The organism is Cytobacillus oceanisediminis, from assembly GCF_003182355.1.
Classification (GTDB): Bacteria; Bacillota; Bacilli; order Bacillales; family Cytobacillaceae; genus Cytobacillus; species Cytobacillus oceanisediminis_A.
Genome location: NZ_QGTW01000008.1, coordinates 136244 through 151580 on the forward strand (window position 1 = coordinate 136244; position 15337 = coordinate 151580).

The window sequence follows — 15337 nt, forward strand, 5'->3', positions numbered from 1 at the left end:
GGCATTTCTTCAAAAAAATAAAGGCCTTCAATTTTAGAAGGCCTCATTATAGCTTATTCGGCTTCACTTTTCTCAGCCATTTCCCGAGGAAGCTCCAAAGTGATTGGCCCCAGTTTCTCTGAACGGAATTCTCTTATAACCAATTCAGTTACTTTATCATAATCAATTTCTCCGCCGCCCATCAGACATCCGCGGAGCTTTCCAATTTTATCAAACAGCTCTACGATATCTTCCGGAATTTCTTCAAGCTGATACCGCTCTTTCATCCTTTCCGGATACCTTTTTTCGAGGAAGCGCAGAGCATACACTGCAATATCCTGGAGATTCAAGATAGTATCTTTGATTGCCCCTGTCAGGGCAAGCTTAAGCCCAACTTCCTGGTCTTCAAATTTTGGCCAGAGAATTCCTGGTGTATCCAGCAATTCCAGTTCCTTGCCTACTTTTATCCACTGCTGGGCTTTGGTAACGCCGGGAGTGTTTCCTGTCTTGGCGATATTCTTTTTGGCAAGACGGTTGATCAGAGTTGATTTGCCGGCATTCGGAATTCCAACGATCATCGCACGTATCGCTCTCGGTTTAACACCCTTTGCTTTCATGCGGTCAAACTTTTCTTGCAGTATATCCTGTGATGCAGATACGATTTCCTTCATTCCCTGCCCTGCCTGCGAATTTATGGCTATGGCTCTAATGCCTTTTTCTTTAAAATATTTTATCCACTGTTTAGTAGCTTCTTTATCAGCCATATCCGCTTTATTCAGCAAAACAAGCCGCGGCTTATGCTGAATTATTTCGTCAATCATCGGATTTCGAGAAGAATACGGAATTCTAGCATCGACAAGTTCAAAGATGATATCTACCAGCTTTAGTTTTTCTGTTACCTGTCTGCGGGCTTTCGCCATATGGCCGGGAAACCATTGGATGGTCATGGCTGGCACCTCCTTCTTCAAGTAAGTGTTCAAAAAGGAGGACAACTCCGGACTTTTTGAACTACTTCTTTAATTAACAATCCGAATATCTTCTATAGGCCAGTAAATAATGCCGGCATCACCTAATACCTCTTCCAGCGGAACAGGTCCAATATGGCGGCTGTCCTTGCTGAAACGGCGGTTATCGCCCATTACAAACAAATGCCCTTCCGGCACTGTTTCCTGCCCTATTTTTTCTTTAAGCGTAAACGGTTCTGTTAACGGACCGTCTATAACCTGTTTTTTATACTCATCCAGATAAGGCTCTTCATACGCTTTGCCGTTTACAAAAAGCGTATCATCTTTGTATTCGATCTTATCTCCAGGAAGCCCGATCACCCTTTTAATGTAATCCTTGTTTTCAGGCGCATGAAAAACGATAATATCAAAGCGCTCAGGCTCTCCGATTTTATAGCTGAATTTGTTCACAATCATTCTGTCCTGGTCATGCAAAGTAGGCATCATGGACAAACCGTCGACCACAATCGGCGCAAATAAAAAATATCTAATAACTGCCGCTAACAGGACTGCGATCACAAGTGCCTTTGTCCATTCCCACAACTCATTTTTCTTTTTTGCCATTCAATTCCCCACCATTCTTCAGTCAAAAATTATCCTAAAAGGCCGTCTGTCCTTCAGGGAAACGCTCTGCATCTCAAATTATTGCAGGAAGTGTTTTCTATTTTTTATTTTACAAAAATTTGTCTCAATAAACACGATGGGAATCTCATTTATATATTATTTAACATTTATGTAATATTATTAGCCAAATAAGAAAAGCGCAAGGCGCCCGACTATGGCAGCAAGCTTAAGTTAAGTGATGACGTTCTTTGTCATCAGAAGCGAAAACCTTTAGACGAAGTTCAAAAGTTAATGAAAGAAAAAGGAGCTTGATAATCAAGCTCCTTCTTTTTTCTCTTATTAGCGAATTTCTTTGATACGAGCTTTTTTACCGCGTAGGTTACGCAAGTAGTAAAGTTTCGCACGGCGTACTTTACCGCGACGGATAACTTCAAGCTTCGCAATCTTTGGTGTGTGTACAGGGAATGTACGCTCAACGCCTACACCGTAAGAAATCTTACGAACTGTGAAAGTTTCGCTGATTCCACCACCACGACGCTTAATCACAACACCTTCGTATACCTGGACACGCTCACGTGTTCCCTCAACAATACTTACGTGTACACGTACAGTATCACCAGGACGGAAAGAAGGAAGGTCTGTACGAAGTTGTTCTTTTGTGATTTCTTCGATTAATTTTTGCATCGTTTTCAACTCCTCTCAACAGACGCTCTTGCACAACCTTTTGTTTGCAGCGGAACATCTTTATCAGACGCAAACTGAACAAGTTCAGCCTAAGTCACAAAAAGTATCATACCATACCTGGACGGCAACTTCAACGTTATTTGCCTTCTTTTTTTATTTCTTCAAGCCATTTTTTCTGATCTTTTGTTAAATCGGCTTCCTCAAGCAAATCGGGGCGCCTTAAATAGGTTCTTCTTAGTGATTCCTTCGCCCTCCATTCTTCGATAAGCCGATGATTCCCTGACATTAAAACATCCGGCACCTTAATCCCCCGGAATTCAGCAGGCCTGGTGTAATGGGGGTGCTCAAGGAATCCGGTGCTGAACGAGTCTTTCATATGTGATTCTTCGTTGCCCAGAACACCTGGAAGCAAACGAACAACGCTGTCTATTACAACCATTGCCCCCAGTTCGCCGCCAGTAAGAACAAAATCCCCAATCGAAATCTCATCGGTTACAACATGTTCCCGAATTCTTTCGTCGTAGCCTTCATAATGTCCGCAGACAAAAATAAGGTGTTCCAGCTCGGCCAGCTCTTCAGCTTTCCGCTGGGTATACCGCTCACCCTGGGGGCAAAGCAAGATAACCCTTGGGGCTGTTTCTCCATGGCCGCGGAGATCGTCTACAGCATCAAAAATTGGCTGCGGCTTTAATACCATTCCTGCTCCCCCGCCATAGGGATAATCATCCACCGTTTTATGCTTGTTGTCCGCATAGTCCCTGAAATTGACGACATTATATTCTACTGCTTCATTTTCAGCCGCTTTTTTTAAAATGGAATGTCCCAAAACCCCATCAAACATTTCCGGAAAAAGAGTGAGAACATCAATTTTCATCATGAAAGCAGCCCTTCAATCGGGTTGATTACTATACGCTTCTCATTCACATTTACTTCTTTGACAACATCTTCAATATATGGAATCAGAATCTCTTTGCCGCCTTTTCCTTTGATTACCCACACATCATTGGCTCCTGGCGAAAGGATTTCTTTTATTTTGCCAACTTCTTCGCCTTCAAGTGTTTCTACTATACAGCCTATTATTTCATGATAGTAAAATTCATCTTCCTCGAGAGCGCCCAGCTGATCTTCAGATACTTTCAATATGCCGCCCTTCATTTTTTCAATCTGGTTAATATTTTCGTACCCTTCAAAGATAAGCAAATCAAATGACTTATGAGTCCGATGGGATTTCACCGTCAGTTCAACCGGTTCAGCTTTTGAGTCCGGCATAAATAAATATAGCTTGCTTCCCGGCTTATATCTTTCGTCCGCAAAGTCTGTTTTGGATATTACTCTCGCTTCTCCTTTAATGCCATGGGTGTTTACGATTTTCCCTACATTAAACCATTTCTGCATATTAACTATCACCTCTAGCGGATTTCATCAACAATACCATCTTTAATGATAATTGTTTTCCCTTTTTCTATGTCTTCCCAGCGAAAACCCTCTTCAACCTCGATAATCGCCTGGATTTCTTTTTCCTTCAATTCGCTCCCTAGTGGTAGCATATGTAATTGTTCTATTTGAAAATCGAGGAGTTTAACTTTTTCCTGCCTCATTTGAATTTCTTTTTCAAAATGCTTCATTAAACTGGCCGGGTGAATTTTTTTCGTTTTTTCCTGCTTTTTCAACTCAAACCGGAGCTGGTCGCTTTCTTTCTGCAGCTGCTGTTTTTTGGCAGCATATCCCTCGAGCAGTTCTTTCTTGCTATTCTCTGTTAACACCTGTTTGACTGTTACTGATTGAATAATTTTCATCTACAGCGCCTCCCAAACGCATTAGCCGGAAACGAACCCGGCCTCCTTGACAATCATGTCGATTCTTAGTTGGCGATGTGTTTATATTTTTAAATTCTCTCTGTTAACCTTACCTGTTGATTTCCGCTCCAGGTGCTCAGCGGAGGGCGGTCCGGGGGCCTCCGGGCACCTTGCACCTGTGTGGTCTGCCTTTGACTCGCTCTTCCCGCAGGACTTTGAATAAGCATCTTCGAATTAACACCGCACGAAGAAAATTAGGATGTATTTTCGGGGATCTCGTACCTTCCGCTCCAATCAGCAGGGTATCAAGATTAACAAGACTCTTTAACTTAGCCTTTTAAATTGTAAAAAAAGGAGGGGAAACCCCTCCTTTCTTAGTGCCATCCAGCTCTGGCCGCTGGCGGCCGGAACTTTCAGTGTTATTCGATGATCTCTAAAAAGATCTTCTTTTGTTCTGATGAACCTGCTGCATAAACAACGGTCCGTATTGCTTTCGCAACGCGCCCTTGCTTCCCAATTACTTTCCCCATGTCATTCTTGTTGACAGAAAGCTGATAGGTTACGCGCTGATCCTCTTCTTGGACATTCACTTGAACATCTTCCGGAAAATCAACAAGGGGCTTAACTATCGTTTCGATAAGCTCTTTCATCTTATAATGAATTACTTACCGTTTTTAGCGTTATGGAATTTCTCCATAATGCCTTGCTTAGAGAAAAGGTTGCGTACTGTATCAGATGGCTTAGCACCAGTCTGTAGCCATTTAAGAGCCAACTCTTCATTGATATCAACGATCGCTGGTTGAGCAACCGGATTGTAAGTTCCTACTGTTTCAATGAAACGTCCGTCACGAGGAGAACGAGAATCAGCTACAACGATACGATAGAAGGGATTTTTGTGAGCTCCCATACGCTTTAAACGAATTTTTACTGCCATTTTAAAAAGCACCTCCGAATAGTTTCACACAAGATAGTATAATATCAGATTGTTAATTAGTTTGTAAAGGTTTTTTTCTTTACATGTTATGAAAAGCTTGCTGTCTAGAAAAGCGCAAGCGCCTTGCCCACCCCCGACAAGCACAAGACGAGCCTCCCGGAAAGGCGTTTTTTGCCTTTTTGGGAGGATTGCCCGAAATGTGGAGGCGACTGCCCAGGGACGACAGGCATAAGACGGTTCCTGTAAGAAGGCGTTCTTCCTTCTGAAAGGAAACGGCTTATGACCCCGAGTCCCTAGGAGCCGCAACAAGACAAGCTTGTGACCTCGAGGGGGTAGGCGCTGGAGCTAGACATTACTAAAAAGGATTAAAAGGAAGCTTGAATCCGCCCTTTTTCTTTCCCTTTTGCTGCATGCCAGTCATCTGCTTCATCATCTTCTTCATATCTTCAAATTGCTTCAGCAGACGGTTTACTTCAGGAACGGTTCTTCCGCTTCCTTTTGCAATCCTTTTGCGGCGGCTTGAGTTGATAATTTCCGGATGAGTTTTCTCTTCCTTTGTCATCGCTTTAATAATCGCTTCAACGTGAGTAATTTGCTTCTCATCGATTTGAATATTATTCAAGCCTTTAATTTTGTTGGCACCAGGCATCATTTTCAGAAGCTCGTCAAGAGGCCCCATATTGCGGACCTGTCCAAGCTGATCCAAAAAATCATCAAATGTGAAGGAAGCAGTTCGCATTTTTTGCTCAAGCTCTTTCGCCTTTTCTTCATCCACATTGGCCTGCGCTTTTTCAATTAGGGATAAGACGTCTCCCATGCCTAAAATACGGGACGCCATCCGTTCTGGATGAAACGCTTCAAGCGCATCCAGTTTCTCGCCAAGACCGACGAATTTAATTGGCGTGTTCGTCACGGATCTGATGGATAGAGCCGCTCCGCCTCGAGTATCGCCGTCCAGCTTTGTCAGTACAACTCCTGTCAGTCCGAGCAGTTCATTAAAGCTTTGCGCAACATTCACCGCATCTTGACCTGTCATGGCATCTACAACAAGGAATATTTCATCCGGGTTAGAAAGCTCTTTGATTTGCTTAAGCTCATCCATTAGAGCCTCGTCCACATGCAATCTTCCCGCTGTATCGATCAGAACATAATCATTATGTTCTTCCTTAGCCTTTGCGATGGCCTGTTTTGCAATTTCAACAGGGCTGACCTGATCGCCAAGGGAAAAGACCGGCATATTCAGCTGTTTGCCAAGTGTTTCAAGCTGCTTAATGGCAGCAGGGCGGTAAATATCCGCGGCTACCAGCATCGGATTGCGGTTGTACTTTTTACGAAGCAGGTTTGCAAGCTTTCCGGTTGTTGTCGTTTTACCGGCACCCTGAAGGCCGACCATCATAATGACAGTCGGCGGACGATTCGAAACAGCAATTTTGCTCTGTTCTCCGCCCATCAGTTCCGTTAATTCCTCTTTAACAACCTTAATGACCTGCTGGCCCGGCGTCAGGCTCTTTAGTACTTCCTGCCCGACAGCGCGTTCGCTTACTTTTTTGACAAACTCTTTGACGACTTTGAAGTTAACATCCGCTTCCAAAAGAGCGAGACGGACTTCACGCATCATTTCTTTTACATCCGCTTCATTGATTTTGCCTTTTCCGCGGATCTTCTGGATTGTATTTTGCAGTCGGTCGGCTAATCCTTCAAATGCCATATATGCCGCCTCCTAATCTAATTTCTCAAGCTCTGCTACTGCTTCATTTAGTGCTTCGGCGGAAGGGGAACCTTCCTTAAGCATCTCTTTCATGTTTGCAATCAGCTTGCTGCGCTCTTGAAATTTATGAAATAATAACAGCTTTTCTTCATACTCTTCAAGCATTGCTTCTGTACGTTTAATGTTGTCGTAAACCGCTTGCCGGCTAACTTCATATTCCTCGGCAATCTCTCCAAGCGAAAAATCATCCAGGTAGTACAGGGACATATAGCTTCTCTGCTTAGGAGTTAACAACGATTGATAAAAATCATAGAGGTAATTCATCCTCGTTGTCTTTTCGAGCATCCCTATTCCCCCTTGTTAAGTGAAAAGCCTTTACAAAGTTAGTTTACATAGAAGTGCATGGCATGTCAAGAAAATATCTTTACATGATGGGCCATGACTCGCTTTTGCGTTTCGTTGATATTCACTGAAATATTAAAATCTCGTTGATATATCGAAAATTCCGTTGATATATCCAGTTTTTCGAGAATAACAGCTTACTTTCGCGGCCGCATAAACCATTCGCAACAAAATTTTGATTGCTGACAAACAAAAGCAGAGCAATTGCTCCGCTTTTACTTATTTTTTCTGTTTTTCGCGTCCAGCAGCCTTTTCATTCTCTCTTCCCGTTCTTTTGGTGTGAGCATTTCCGGCTGTCTTGAAGGCTTTTGCTTTTTTCTTTCTGCTTTCACTATCGGTTTTTCATTTGAAAGGTGCTCCTTCAGAACCGGAGCTTCATCTGCTTTAGCTATCTTTTCCCTGGCAGGTTGCAGCTTTGCAAACTTTTCTGTTTTTTCACGCTTTTCTTTAACCGCTTTCTTTCTGTTTTTCTTCAAAATTCCTCCAACAAGCCCTATCAAACCAAATCGCCTAAGCGCTATTTCGGTAAAAAAGATCAGGAATGCCGCCAGGATCAGCCATTCGCTGATCGGCTGTTTTGTACTGGCGGGGTTCTTTAGCGGGCGAAAGCTGTCTATTTCAGCCTCAAGTCCTTTGCCCCCTGTCAGTTTGGAAAGTTCCTCCAGATGTTCTTTATTGGCTCCCTTTTGCAGATATTCAACTGAGTACGGGATGGTAAAGCCAGTCTGATGAATTTGGACATTTCCATTTTGATCTGCCTGTTTAATGTTTAAAAAATACATCCCAGAGCTTTCGGGCAGGGTCGCTTCATATTTAGCCGGGGCGGTTAGCCTTGTATTCGCTTCAATCTGCTCGCCAGTTTCCGAAACAATGGAGGTCTCGATTGGGAGTGACTGGCTATTTGCAGACTCAAGGTTTAGCACTGTACTTCCGTCCCTTTTTTCAACGGAAATCCTGTATGGTTCACTTTCATACTGCGGCAAGGTTTTTGTAACAAGCTGATTAATAAATAAAGGCCATTTTTCCCAGCGCGCCCAATCCCCTGACCATTTTCCTGAGAAGTCGGATGTAAAGGCAATGGTCCGGCCCATACCATACTGCCATTCAGCAAGGACAGGGTCTTCTTTTTCGCTCAATACCGGAACCTCCGAGCGCGGCTTTGCCGTTGAAGCAATATAGGCATTCATTTTGGGAACACCCTTTTCAAAAAGTGCTGACCACTCTGGATATGGCTGAACACTCGGATAGAAGGGGTTATCCTCTATATAGGTTCTTGTTGCCATCACGGTTTCTCGCGACAATATGCTCGGAATGACAGATGAATCGGTAACATCGTAAAATCGACCAGATCCCATTGCTGCGAGATCTTCAAGAAGGCTTCGGTCAGCATCCTGTCCCAGAGCAACTGTTGAAAGGGTAATATTTTTCTCTTTTCCGCTCTCTATCAGTAAGTCATAGTCATTATTAGTTGAAGACTGCCCATCTGTGAGCAAAATAATATGCTTTCTCTGCAGCTTCAAATCTTCCAGCTCTGAGAATGCTTGTTCAAGGGAGGCAAAGATTTCAGTTCCTCCGCCTGGTGTAATGGATCTGATCTTATCAATTGCCTTCTTTTTATCCTTCAGCGGCTCTGTCTCAAGGATTTCCCATGGCCGGTCATCGAATGCGATGACACCAAGCGTGTCTTCTTCACGGAGCAGCTCCACTGAGCGGGCAGCAGCCTCCTTGGCCAGTTCGATTTTGCTTCCGGCCATACTTCCAGACCGGTCCATTACAAGTACAAGCCCCAATGAAGGCATTTCTTTCTTGCCCTTGATATCCATTTCCACCGGCAGCAATCTTTCGATTGGTGTTTTAAAATAGCCTCCTAATCCGAAGCTTTCATCACCGCCCATCATGATAAAACCGGTACCAAATTCTTTCACTGCTTTTTCCATTAAATTCATCTGATTTTCCGAGATAACGGTAGCAGGAACATTGTTAAAGATAATGGACTGATATTGCAAATACCCTGACATAACTGTCGGAAGCTTTTCAGGCTGAACTGTATCTGCCATAAGGCCTGAACCCTCCAGAAGCTCCTCAATATTCCCCGATTCCGTTCCCTGCACAATCAGTACCTTCGGCGTTCCTTTTACATTTACAACCGAGTGCAATGTATTATTTTCTGTAAAAGTATCCTGCTCAGCAGCTATTTCTGCCTTATATACCGTTAGTCCGGCTTTATCTGCTTTATGGGTAAACGTATAAACGTTCTTTCCTTCATTTACTTGAACCGTTTGCTTGAAAACCTCTTTATGATTAACAGAAAGGCGAATATCAGCTTTTTTACTGGTATTGCTCGTCACTTCAATCGTAATGGGAGCCTCTTCTCCCAAATAGAGTGAAGGAGGAACAGATAGTTCTGAAATAGATACATCTTCACCCGAGGTTGTTTTTAACAAAACATGATCAATTTCAATTTGCCGATTTTTTAAAATGGAAGCTGCTTCCAGGCTGTTGCCGGAAGTTTCATTGCCATCTGACAGAAGTACGATTCTTCCAGCTGAATCTCTTGGCATCAATGATGCCGCGAACTGCAAGCCTGCCTCCAGGTTGGTTTGGGAATCATCCACTTTCCCGTTAAATTGGGCAACAGCCTCCCGATTCCTTCCCAGATTCTGCTCGAGGGCCACATGTTCGCCAAATGCAGCAACCGCATACTGATCTTCGCTTTTCTTATGGCTGACACTATTTTCTATCCAGGCAAGCGCTTCCTCGGTTTCACCAATACTCGCTGAACGGTCGGCAAGAAAAATGACGGTCTCTCCATTTACCGGCAGCAGAATCTGAGGAACGGTCAGTGCAAAAATTAATAGAGAAAAAACCACCATCCTCAGGCCGGCAATCCAATAGTTTTCATTCCCCTTAGTCCGGTGTTTCCATAAATACAAAAAAATCAAAAGTACAGCAGGAATAAACAACAAAAACAGGAAGGGATATTTAACCTCTATGCCCACGGCGATATACCTCCCATTCCAAAGCAATTAAAATAAGAGCAGTTAACGCCAGCCAGAACCAGAGCTTTTCATTTGGCTTATGGGTCGTACTGTCTTTTTCCGATGATTTTTCATTCAATGTATAGGACTCTTCAGCTCTTGTATTTTTTTCCCGTTCATCGAGAAGCACGGAAAAATAATAGATTTGATTTTCCGAAACAGCCTGATAGGTTCCAGGAACGGCAGGCGCTTTGAAGTTTTCCTTGCTTAAATCCAGGGAGTACAAATTCTCATCTTTATGATTAAAAATCTCCCAGCGATCCGAACCCTCGCCTATATTAACCCATCGCTCCTCACCAGCGCTGAAATAACCAAGGAAATCTGTCTGCTGGGATAACCATTGATAAGCGTTATAGAAGAAAATCGGAAAGCCCGGCTGCAGCGGCCAGTCCGTATCAGCCAGGTCAAAATTCAAAATAATAATTGGCTGACCCCTCAGCATACCCTTTTGTATTAATGGGATGCTGCCGCTTTTCAGCACAGATTCCCATTCTCCATCCAAGGCTGCAGATGCAGAATGGATAAACACTTTATCAAAATTAACAAATTGAAGGAGAGCATCGTCTTCTTCAGTAATCCCTTCAACTAGCTTTACTTTTTCTTTGCTGCTGTTAAAAAATATAAGCGGCTGCTGTGGAAGTTCCATTAGGGTGCTACCTTCGGCAAGAACTACTCCTTTAATATCCAATCCGCTAATGTTGCCTGAATCTGTCTGCAATAATTCTGCTCCGATGGTTTGAAAGCCTTTTACAGCAAACGGGTTTACCGTTCCCATTGTGTAGATCTTTGGCTTTGAATCCGTATAAATGGAAGCAGCAAAATTATCAGCGCTGTAGCCATCCTCAATCGAGATAGATGCCTCATAATAAGGTTTTTCAGGCAGTGAAGGGACCTGAACGGTAATTTGCTCATTTGCTTTTAATGATATTTTTTGTTCGAATAAAACTTCTTCTTCATTTTGCAACTTAAAGCCAGTTTCTATATTTCTTGAAGATTGGTTTTCTATCACTGCAACAGCTGAAATTTCACCAGCTACTGCTGCAGTGCCAAAGGACTGCAGCGAAACATTTCCTTCATCCACTCCAAAGTTATGTACAACAGTGTATTGGCCATCCATTTTTTCTTTTATTTTGTCCTGTGTAACTGCGTCGGAAAAAATATGGATAGCCGTGTCTTTCCCTGAGGATAAAGAATTTGCCAATACGAGTGATTTATCCATATTTTCATGCTCATAAGAAAGCTCCAGGCTGTTGATTTTTCTGCGGATTTCTTCTGAATCATCTTCCCTGCTCAAAAGAATCTCGCTTTTCTCACCTGCTTTAATCAAAGTTACTACCTGGCCATTTAGCTTGTCTGCCAAACCCAGCATTTCTTGTTTCGCCATTTCAAATCGGGTAGAGTCATCCATTTCGGCTGACATGGAGGCAGAAGAATCCGCGATAAGGATTAGGTGCTCACCCTTTATGGCACTTTCCAGCCAGAACGGACGTACAAGGGCAAGCAATAATAACAGCAGGGCCAATATTTGCAGCCAGAACAAAAGATTTTGCTGCAGCTTTTTCAGCCACGGAGAGGCCTGCCATTCGTTTAACACCTGCTCCCAAAGCATGTTGGATGAGACTGTCCTTTCCATGTACTGCTTGCGAAAAAAATAAAATAAAACAACGGCCGCTATGAAAATAGTTAAAATAAAATAGATAGGATTTAAAAATTGCATGTTTTCGTCACCTTACCATTCCCTTTGCAGGAAGATCCCGGAAAAGAATCGTCTGCAGGTCCCTGACTTCAGGGGCGAAGATATACTGGCCGCCATACCGTTTGCATATGGCCTCTAGCTGCTTATTATGTTCCTTCAGCCGTTTTTCATAGTCAGATAAAATAGAAGAATTCAAACTGACATTTACTTCGGTCCCTGTTTCACTATCTATTAGCTTCATATCTCCCGAATAGGAAGGGGCAAGCTCTTCATTAGCCAGCACTTGGAAAAACCAAAACTCCTGTTTCAACCCTTTTAATTTCTTAAAGAGTATTTCCCATTCTTTAATCGGCTCAAATCCATCAGTTACTAAAATAGCAAGCTGCTGCTGTTTCAATAAAGAATCTTTCAAGCAGCCTAGAAAGTTTTTGGCCATTGGGCCGCCTTCGTGTTTTTGAATTTCCAAGAAAGTCCGTCTGCTGTATATAGAACCCTTTCTCTTTACTGGCTGTATCCCTTCAGAAGATACTGCTGCAAATAAAAGCCGGTCTTCACCAGCAAGCACCATAAAACTCAATGCAGCAGCCAGCCCTTTTGCATACTCCCACTTCGAATGGATTTTTGTCATTGAAGAGGTTCCATCAAGATAAACGGCAATGGAAAGTTCCTGTTCATCCAAAAACCGTTTGATGTAATGCTTTTGGGTTCTCCCGAAAACATTCCAGTCAATTTGGCGAATATCATCACCAGGCTGATAGGCCCTAAAATCGGAGAATTCCATGGAAGATCCAAATTTATTGGACTGCCGTGAGCCTGCATGAAATCCCCTTTTTCTTGTTTTTACAACTACCTTTCTTTTTTGCAGCCTTCCAAGCAAAGCCTGTTGATTGTTCATCAGCCATTTGCTCCCCGAACGGCTTCCCTAAGCAGTTCCTTAATGATTGAATCAGCGGTAACACTTGATGCTTCACCTTCAAAGTTCAAAATTAGACGATGCCTTAAAACAGGATTTGCAACATGCTTAATGTCGCCAACGGAAACATGAAATCTTCCTGAACACATAGCCCTTGCCTTTGCCATATTAATTAAGCTTTGCAGCCCGCGCGGCCCGCTTCCATACTGGACAAAATTTTTCACCATTTCAGGAGCCTCTTCCGAATCAGGATGGGTTGCAGTAATCATCCAAACCGCATAATCCAGTATTTCATCTGAAACAAGGATTTCCCTGGCCAGCCCTTGCAGTGCAATAACATCGTCCAATCCTGCTACCTTTTTTAGCTGCGCTCTTTGCGGCCCTGTTGTTCTTAAAGCAATTTCCTTTAACTCTGCCTTTGTTGGATATTGGACATTGACTTTGCAAAGAAAACGGTCTGTCTGCGCCTCTGGCAGGGGATAAGTACCTTCCATATCAATCGGATTCTGAGTTGCCAGTACAAAAAAGGGCTTTTCCATGCTTTTGGTTTCACCCATAATTGTTACGGTTTTTTCACCCATTGCCTCAAGCAGGGCACTCTGTGTTTTGGGAGTTGCCCTATTGATTTCATCTGCCAAAATAATGTTGGCAAATAGCGGCCCTTTATGAAAACTGAATGTTTGCCTCCCTGCCTCGTCAGGCTGAAGCAGCATCGTACCGGTTATGTCGGATGGCATGATGTCAGGCGTGAACTGTATTCGGGAAAAATTCAGATCAAGCACCTCTGAAATTGTTTTAATCAGCATCGTTTTTCCGAGTCCAGGCAAACCTTCCAGGAGTACATGGCCTCCTGCAAAAATACTCCATAAAACATGTTCAACAACTTCTTCCTGGCCGACAATAAATGATTGAATTTCTTCTTTCACTTTTACAATTGTTTCAGCCGCTTGTGCAAACTGCTGTTCTTTTTCTTCGATAACAGACATTGAAGTCACTCCTTGTCAGGATCTATACTCGTAAAGTAATTCTTAACTATTTCTTCTAAATCAGCCGGAAGCTTATACCGATCCGTACTTTGCCTGTAAGCTTTTTCATAACTGCCAAATACCTCACTGTATGATCTGATGCTTCCTTTCAAGACAGGCCCATCCCCTTCAAATTGCTGTCCTGAATTCCCTTCTCCCAGGGTGCCATTATCATTCTCGATATTCTCCTGCCCTTCCATATGAGATGGGATAGTTAACAGCTCTCTTGAACCCTGGCCCAGGCCTGCCCCGCCGCCAAGGGCGCTGCCTGATCCCGCTCCGGATCCCGAGCCCGAACCGCTGCCTGATCCCGCTCCGGATCCCGAGCCCGAACCGCTGCCTGATCCTGTTCCGGAACCTGAGCCTGTACCTGTACCACTGCCATTTCCGCTGCTTGAATTATTGCCAGTTTGGTTATTTTGCTGGCCGGAGTTGTTTTGCTTCTGGCCCTGCTGCGAATTAGTGCTTGTACCCTGGCTGCCAGGCTGGCCAGGAGGTGCAAATGCCAATTGGCCAGGAGGCATTCCGTTTGCAGCCATTTGCTGCTGTAGGGACAATCCTGAATTTTGCAGCGCCTGCTGCGCTGCAGCAAGCTGTTTCAAAAGCTCTTCCGATTCCATCGCTTCTTCAAGCTGCTCCAAAAGCTTCGATAGCTCTTCTTCCGATAATGGCTCTTCACTCCCGGTAAGCTCGCTCAATGTCTTTTTTTGCTCTTCGCTTAATCCATCCATCTGGTCGTTCAGCTTTGACAGTTCTTTCTCAAATGCGGCCATATCTTTTTGAGCCAGCATGCGGCTTAATTGATCCAAACCGTTTTTATTCAAGTCTGATTTCATATTTTCCAGTGCCAATGATTTTTCTTTTTCTTTAAGCAATCTTAATTCGAGACTTTTCGTTTGTTTGGCCAATTCCTTTAAAGCTTCTTCAGCTGATTTTTTTTTGGCGATTTTATCTTTTGCCATTTCTAATGCCTTTTTCACCGCAGGATTCTTTTCCTTCTCGGCTTTTTTCTCCAATTCCTTTTTTGCTTCTTCTACTAGTTTGATTTCCTTCTCCTGCTTGTGTGCCAATTCTATATTTTCGCTGGGGATCAAATAAAGCAGCACCGCGGCAGCAAAAAAAGCAAAAAACAGTGAAAGAGGCTTAGGGAAGAGGATGATTTTCTTCCTTCCTAAGACCTTATCATGCACTTTTTTCATATGTTTTACGGTATCAGCAAGCTGCAGCCTGGCTATAATTCCTTCATCCTGCAAAAAAGAAAAAGATGTAATAACTCTGTCTTCCGCTACAAACCTGTTATATAATGCCGCTGCTTCAGCCATTCCCGGCCTCTGTTCCCATATTCGATAAACGGAAACGAGCAGGGATAATAGAATGATTGGCCAAAAATAATAACTAAGAAAAGGAATGGCAATAAACCTTGCTGCAGTAATCAGAAGAAAAGACAGAGCCGCTGCTAACACAAGGAATACCTGCGATTCCTTAACAATTAGCTGAAGCAGCATCTGCCGCCTAATCGGTTTTAAAAGTTTCAGATATTGAATGCGGTCTTCCATCGGTTTCATTCCCTTATTAAAAATTGCGGGCAATCCCA

At 43.3% G+C, this 15337-nt stretch carries 15 protein-coding genes; all 15 read right to left on the bottom strand.

Annotated features, from left to right (window positions below; genetic code table 11):
- Positions 1-53 precede the first annotated feature (53 nt).
- Complete coding sequence (gene ylqF, locus DFO73_RS15865; protein ID WP_110065710.1) at positions 54-926, bottom strand: ribosome biogenesis GTPase YlqF; 873 nt, start codon at positions 924-926, stop codon at positions 54-56.
- 69 nt (positions 927-995) lie between these two features.
- The gene (gene lepB / locus DFO73_RS15870) at positions 996-1547 is read right to left on the bottom strand and encodes a signal peptidase I (protein ID WP_110065711.1); all 552 of its coding nucleotides are present in this window, start codon (positions 1545-1547) and stop codon (positions 996-998) included.
- Between the two features lie 339 nt (positions 1548-1886).
- Positions 1887-2231, bottom strand: a complete 345-nt coding sequence (gene rplS, locus DFO73_RS15875) for a 50S ribosomal protein L19 (protein ID WP_009330779.1) — start codon at positions 2229-2231, stop codon at positions 1887-1889.
- Positions 2232-2367: 136 nt separating this feature from the next.
- The gene (gene trmD, locus DFO73_RS15880; protein WP_110065809.1) at positions 2368-3105 is read right to left on the bottom strand and encodes a tRNA (guanosine(37)-N1)-methyltransferase TrmD; all 738 of its coding nucleotides are present in this window, start codon (positions 3103-3105) and stop codon (positions 2368-2370) included.
- Positions 3105-3626: a ribosome maturation factor RimM gene (rimM, locus tag DFO73_RS15885; protein ID WP_110065712.1), complete on the bottom strand. Its 522-nt coding sequence runs from the start codon at positions 3624-3626 to the stop codon at positions 3105-3107. The genes trmD and rimM overlap by 1 nt, the downstream gene beginning before the upstream one ends.
- A 14-nt stretch (positions 3627-3640) precedes the next feature.
- Entirely contained in the window at positions 3641-4027 is a 387-nt protein-coding gene (locus DFO73_RS15890; RefSeq protein ID WP_110065713.1) for a YlqD family protein, read from the bottom strand.
- 419 nt (positions 4028-4446) lie between these two features.
- Positions 4447-4677, bottom strand: coding sequence for a KH domain-containing protein (locus DFO73_RS15895; protein ID WP_009330783.1), 231 nt, complete (start codon positions 4675-4677; stop codon positions 4447-4449).
- An 11-nt stretch (positions 4678-4688) separates the two neighbouring features.
- Complete coding sequence (gene rpsP, locus DFO73_RS15900; RefSeq protein ID WP_026585563.1) at positions 4689-4961, bottom strand: 30S ribosomal protein S16; 273 nt, start codon at positions 4959-4961, stop codon at positions 4689-4691.
- 355 nt (positions 4962-5316) lie between these two features.
- Positions 5317-6669 (bottom strand): signal recognition particle protein, encoded by a 1353-nt coding sequence (gene ffh, locus DFO73_RS15905; RefSeq protein WP_110065714.1) that lies wholly within the window; start codon positions 6667-6669, stop codon positions 5317-5319.
- Between the two features lie 12 nt (positions 6670-6681).
- Positions 6682-7014 (bottom strand): putative DNA-binding protein, encoded by a 333-nt coding sequence (locus DFO73_RS15910; protein ID WP_110065715.1) that lies wholly within the window; start codon positions 7012-7014, stop codon positions 6682-6684.
- A 272-nt stretch (positions 7015-7286) separates the two neighbouring features.
- Complete coding sequence (locus tag DFO73_RS15915) at positions 7287-10070, bottom strand: VWA domain-containing protein (RefSeq protein WP_110065716.1); 2784 nt, start codon at positions 10068-10070, stop codon at positions 7287-7289.
- Complete coding sequence (locus DFO73_RS15920) at positions 10054-11826, bottom strand: vWA domain-containing protein (protein WP_110065717.1); 1773 nt, start codon at positions 11824-11826, stop codon at positions 10054-10056. The genes DFO73_RS15915 and DFO73_RS15920 overlap by 17 nt, the downstream gene beginning before the upstream one ends.
- 7 nt (positions 11827-11833) lie before the next feature.
- Positions 11834-12700, bottom strand: a complete 867-nt coding sequence (locus tag DFO73_RS15925) for a DUF58 domain-containing protein (RefSeq protein ID WP_110065718.1) — start codon at positions 12698-12700, stop codon at positions 11834-11836.
- Positions 12700-13704, bottom strand: coding sequence for an AAA family ATPase (locus tag DFO73_RS15930; protein ID WP_110065719.1), 1005 nt, complete (start codon positions 13702-13704; stop codon positions 12700-12702). The genes DFO73_RS15925 and DFO73_RS15930 overlap by 1 nt, the downstream gene beginning before the upstream one ends.
- A 5-nt stretch (positions 13705-13709) precedes the next feature.
- Positions 13710-15299 carry a hypothetical protein gene (locus tag DFO73_RS15935; protein ID WP_258309510.1) on the bottom strand — a complete coding sequence of 530 codons (1590 nt, stop codon included), beginning with the start codon at positions 15297-15299 and terminating at the stop codon, positions 13710-13712.
- Positions 15300-15337: the final 38 nt, after the last annotated feature.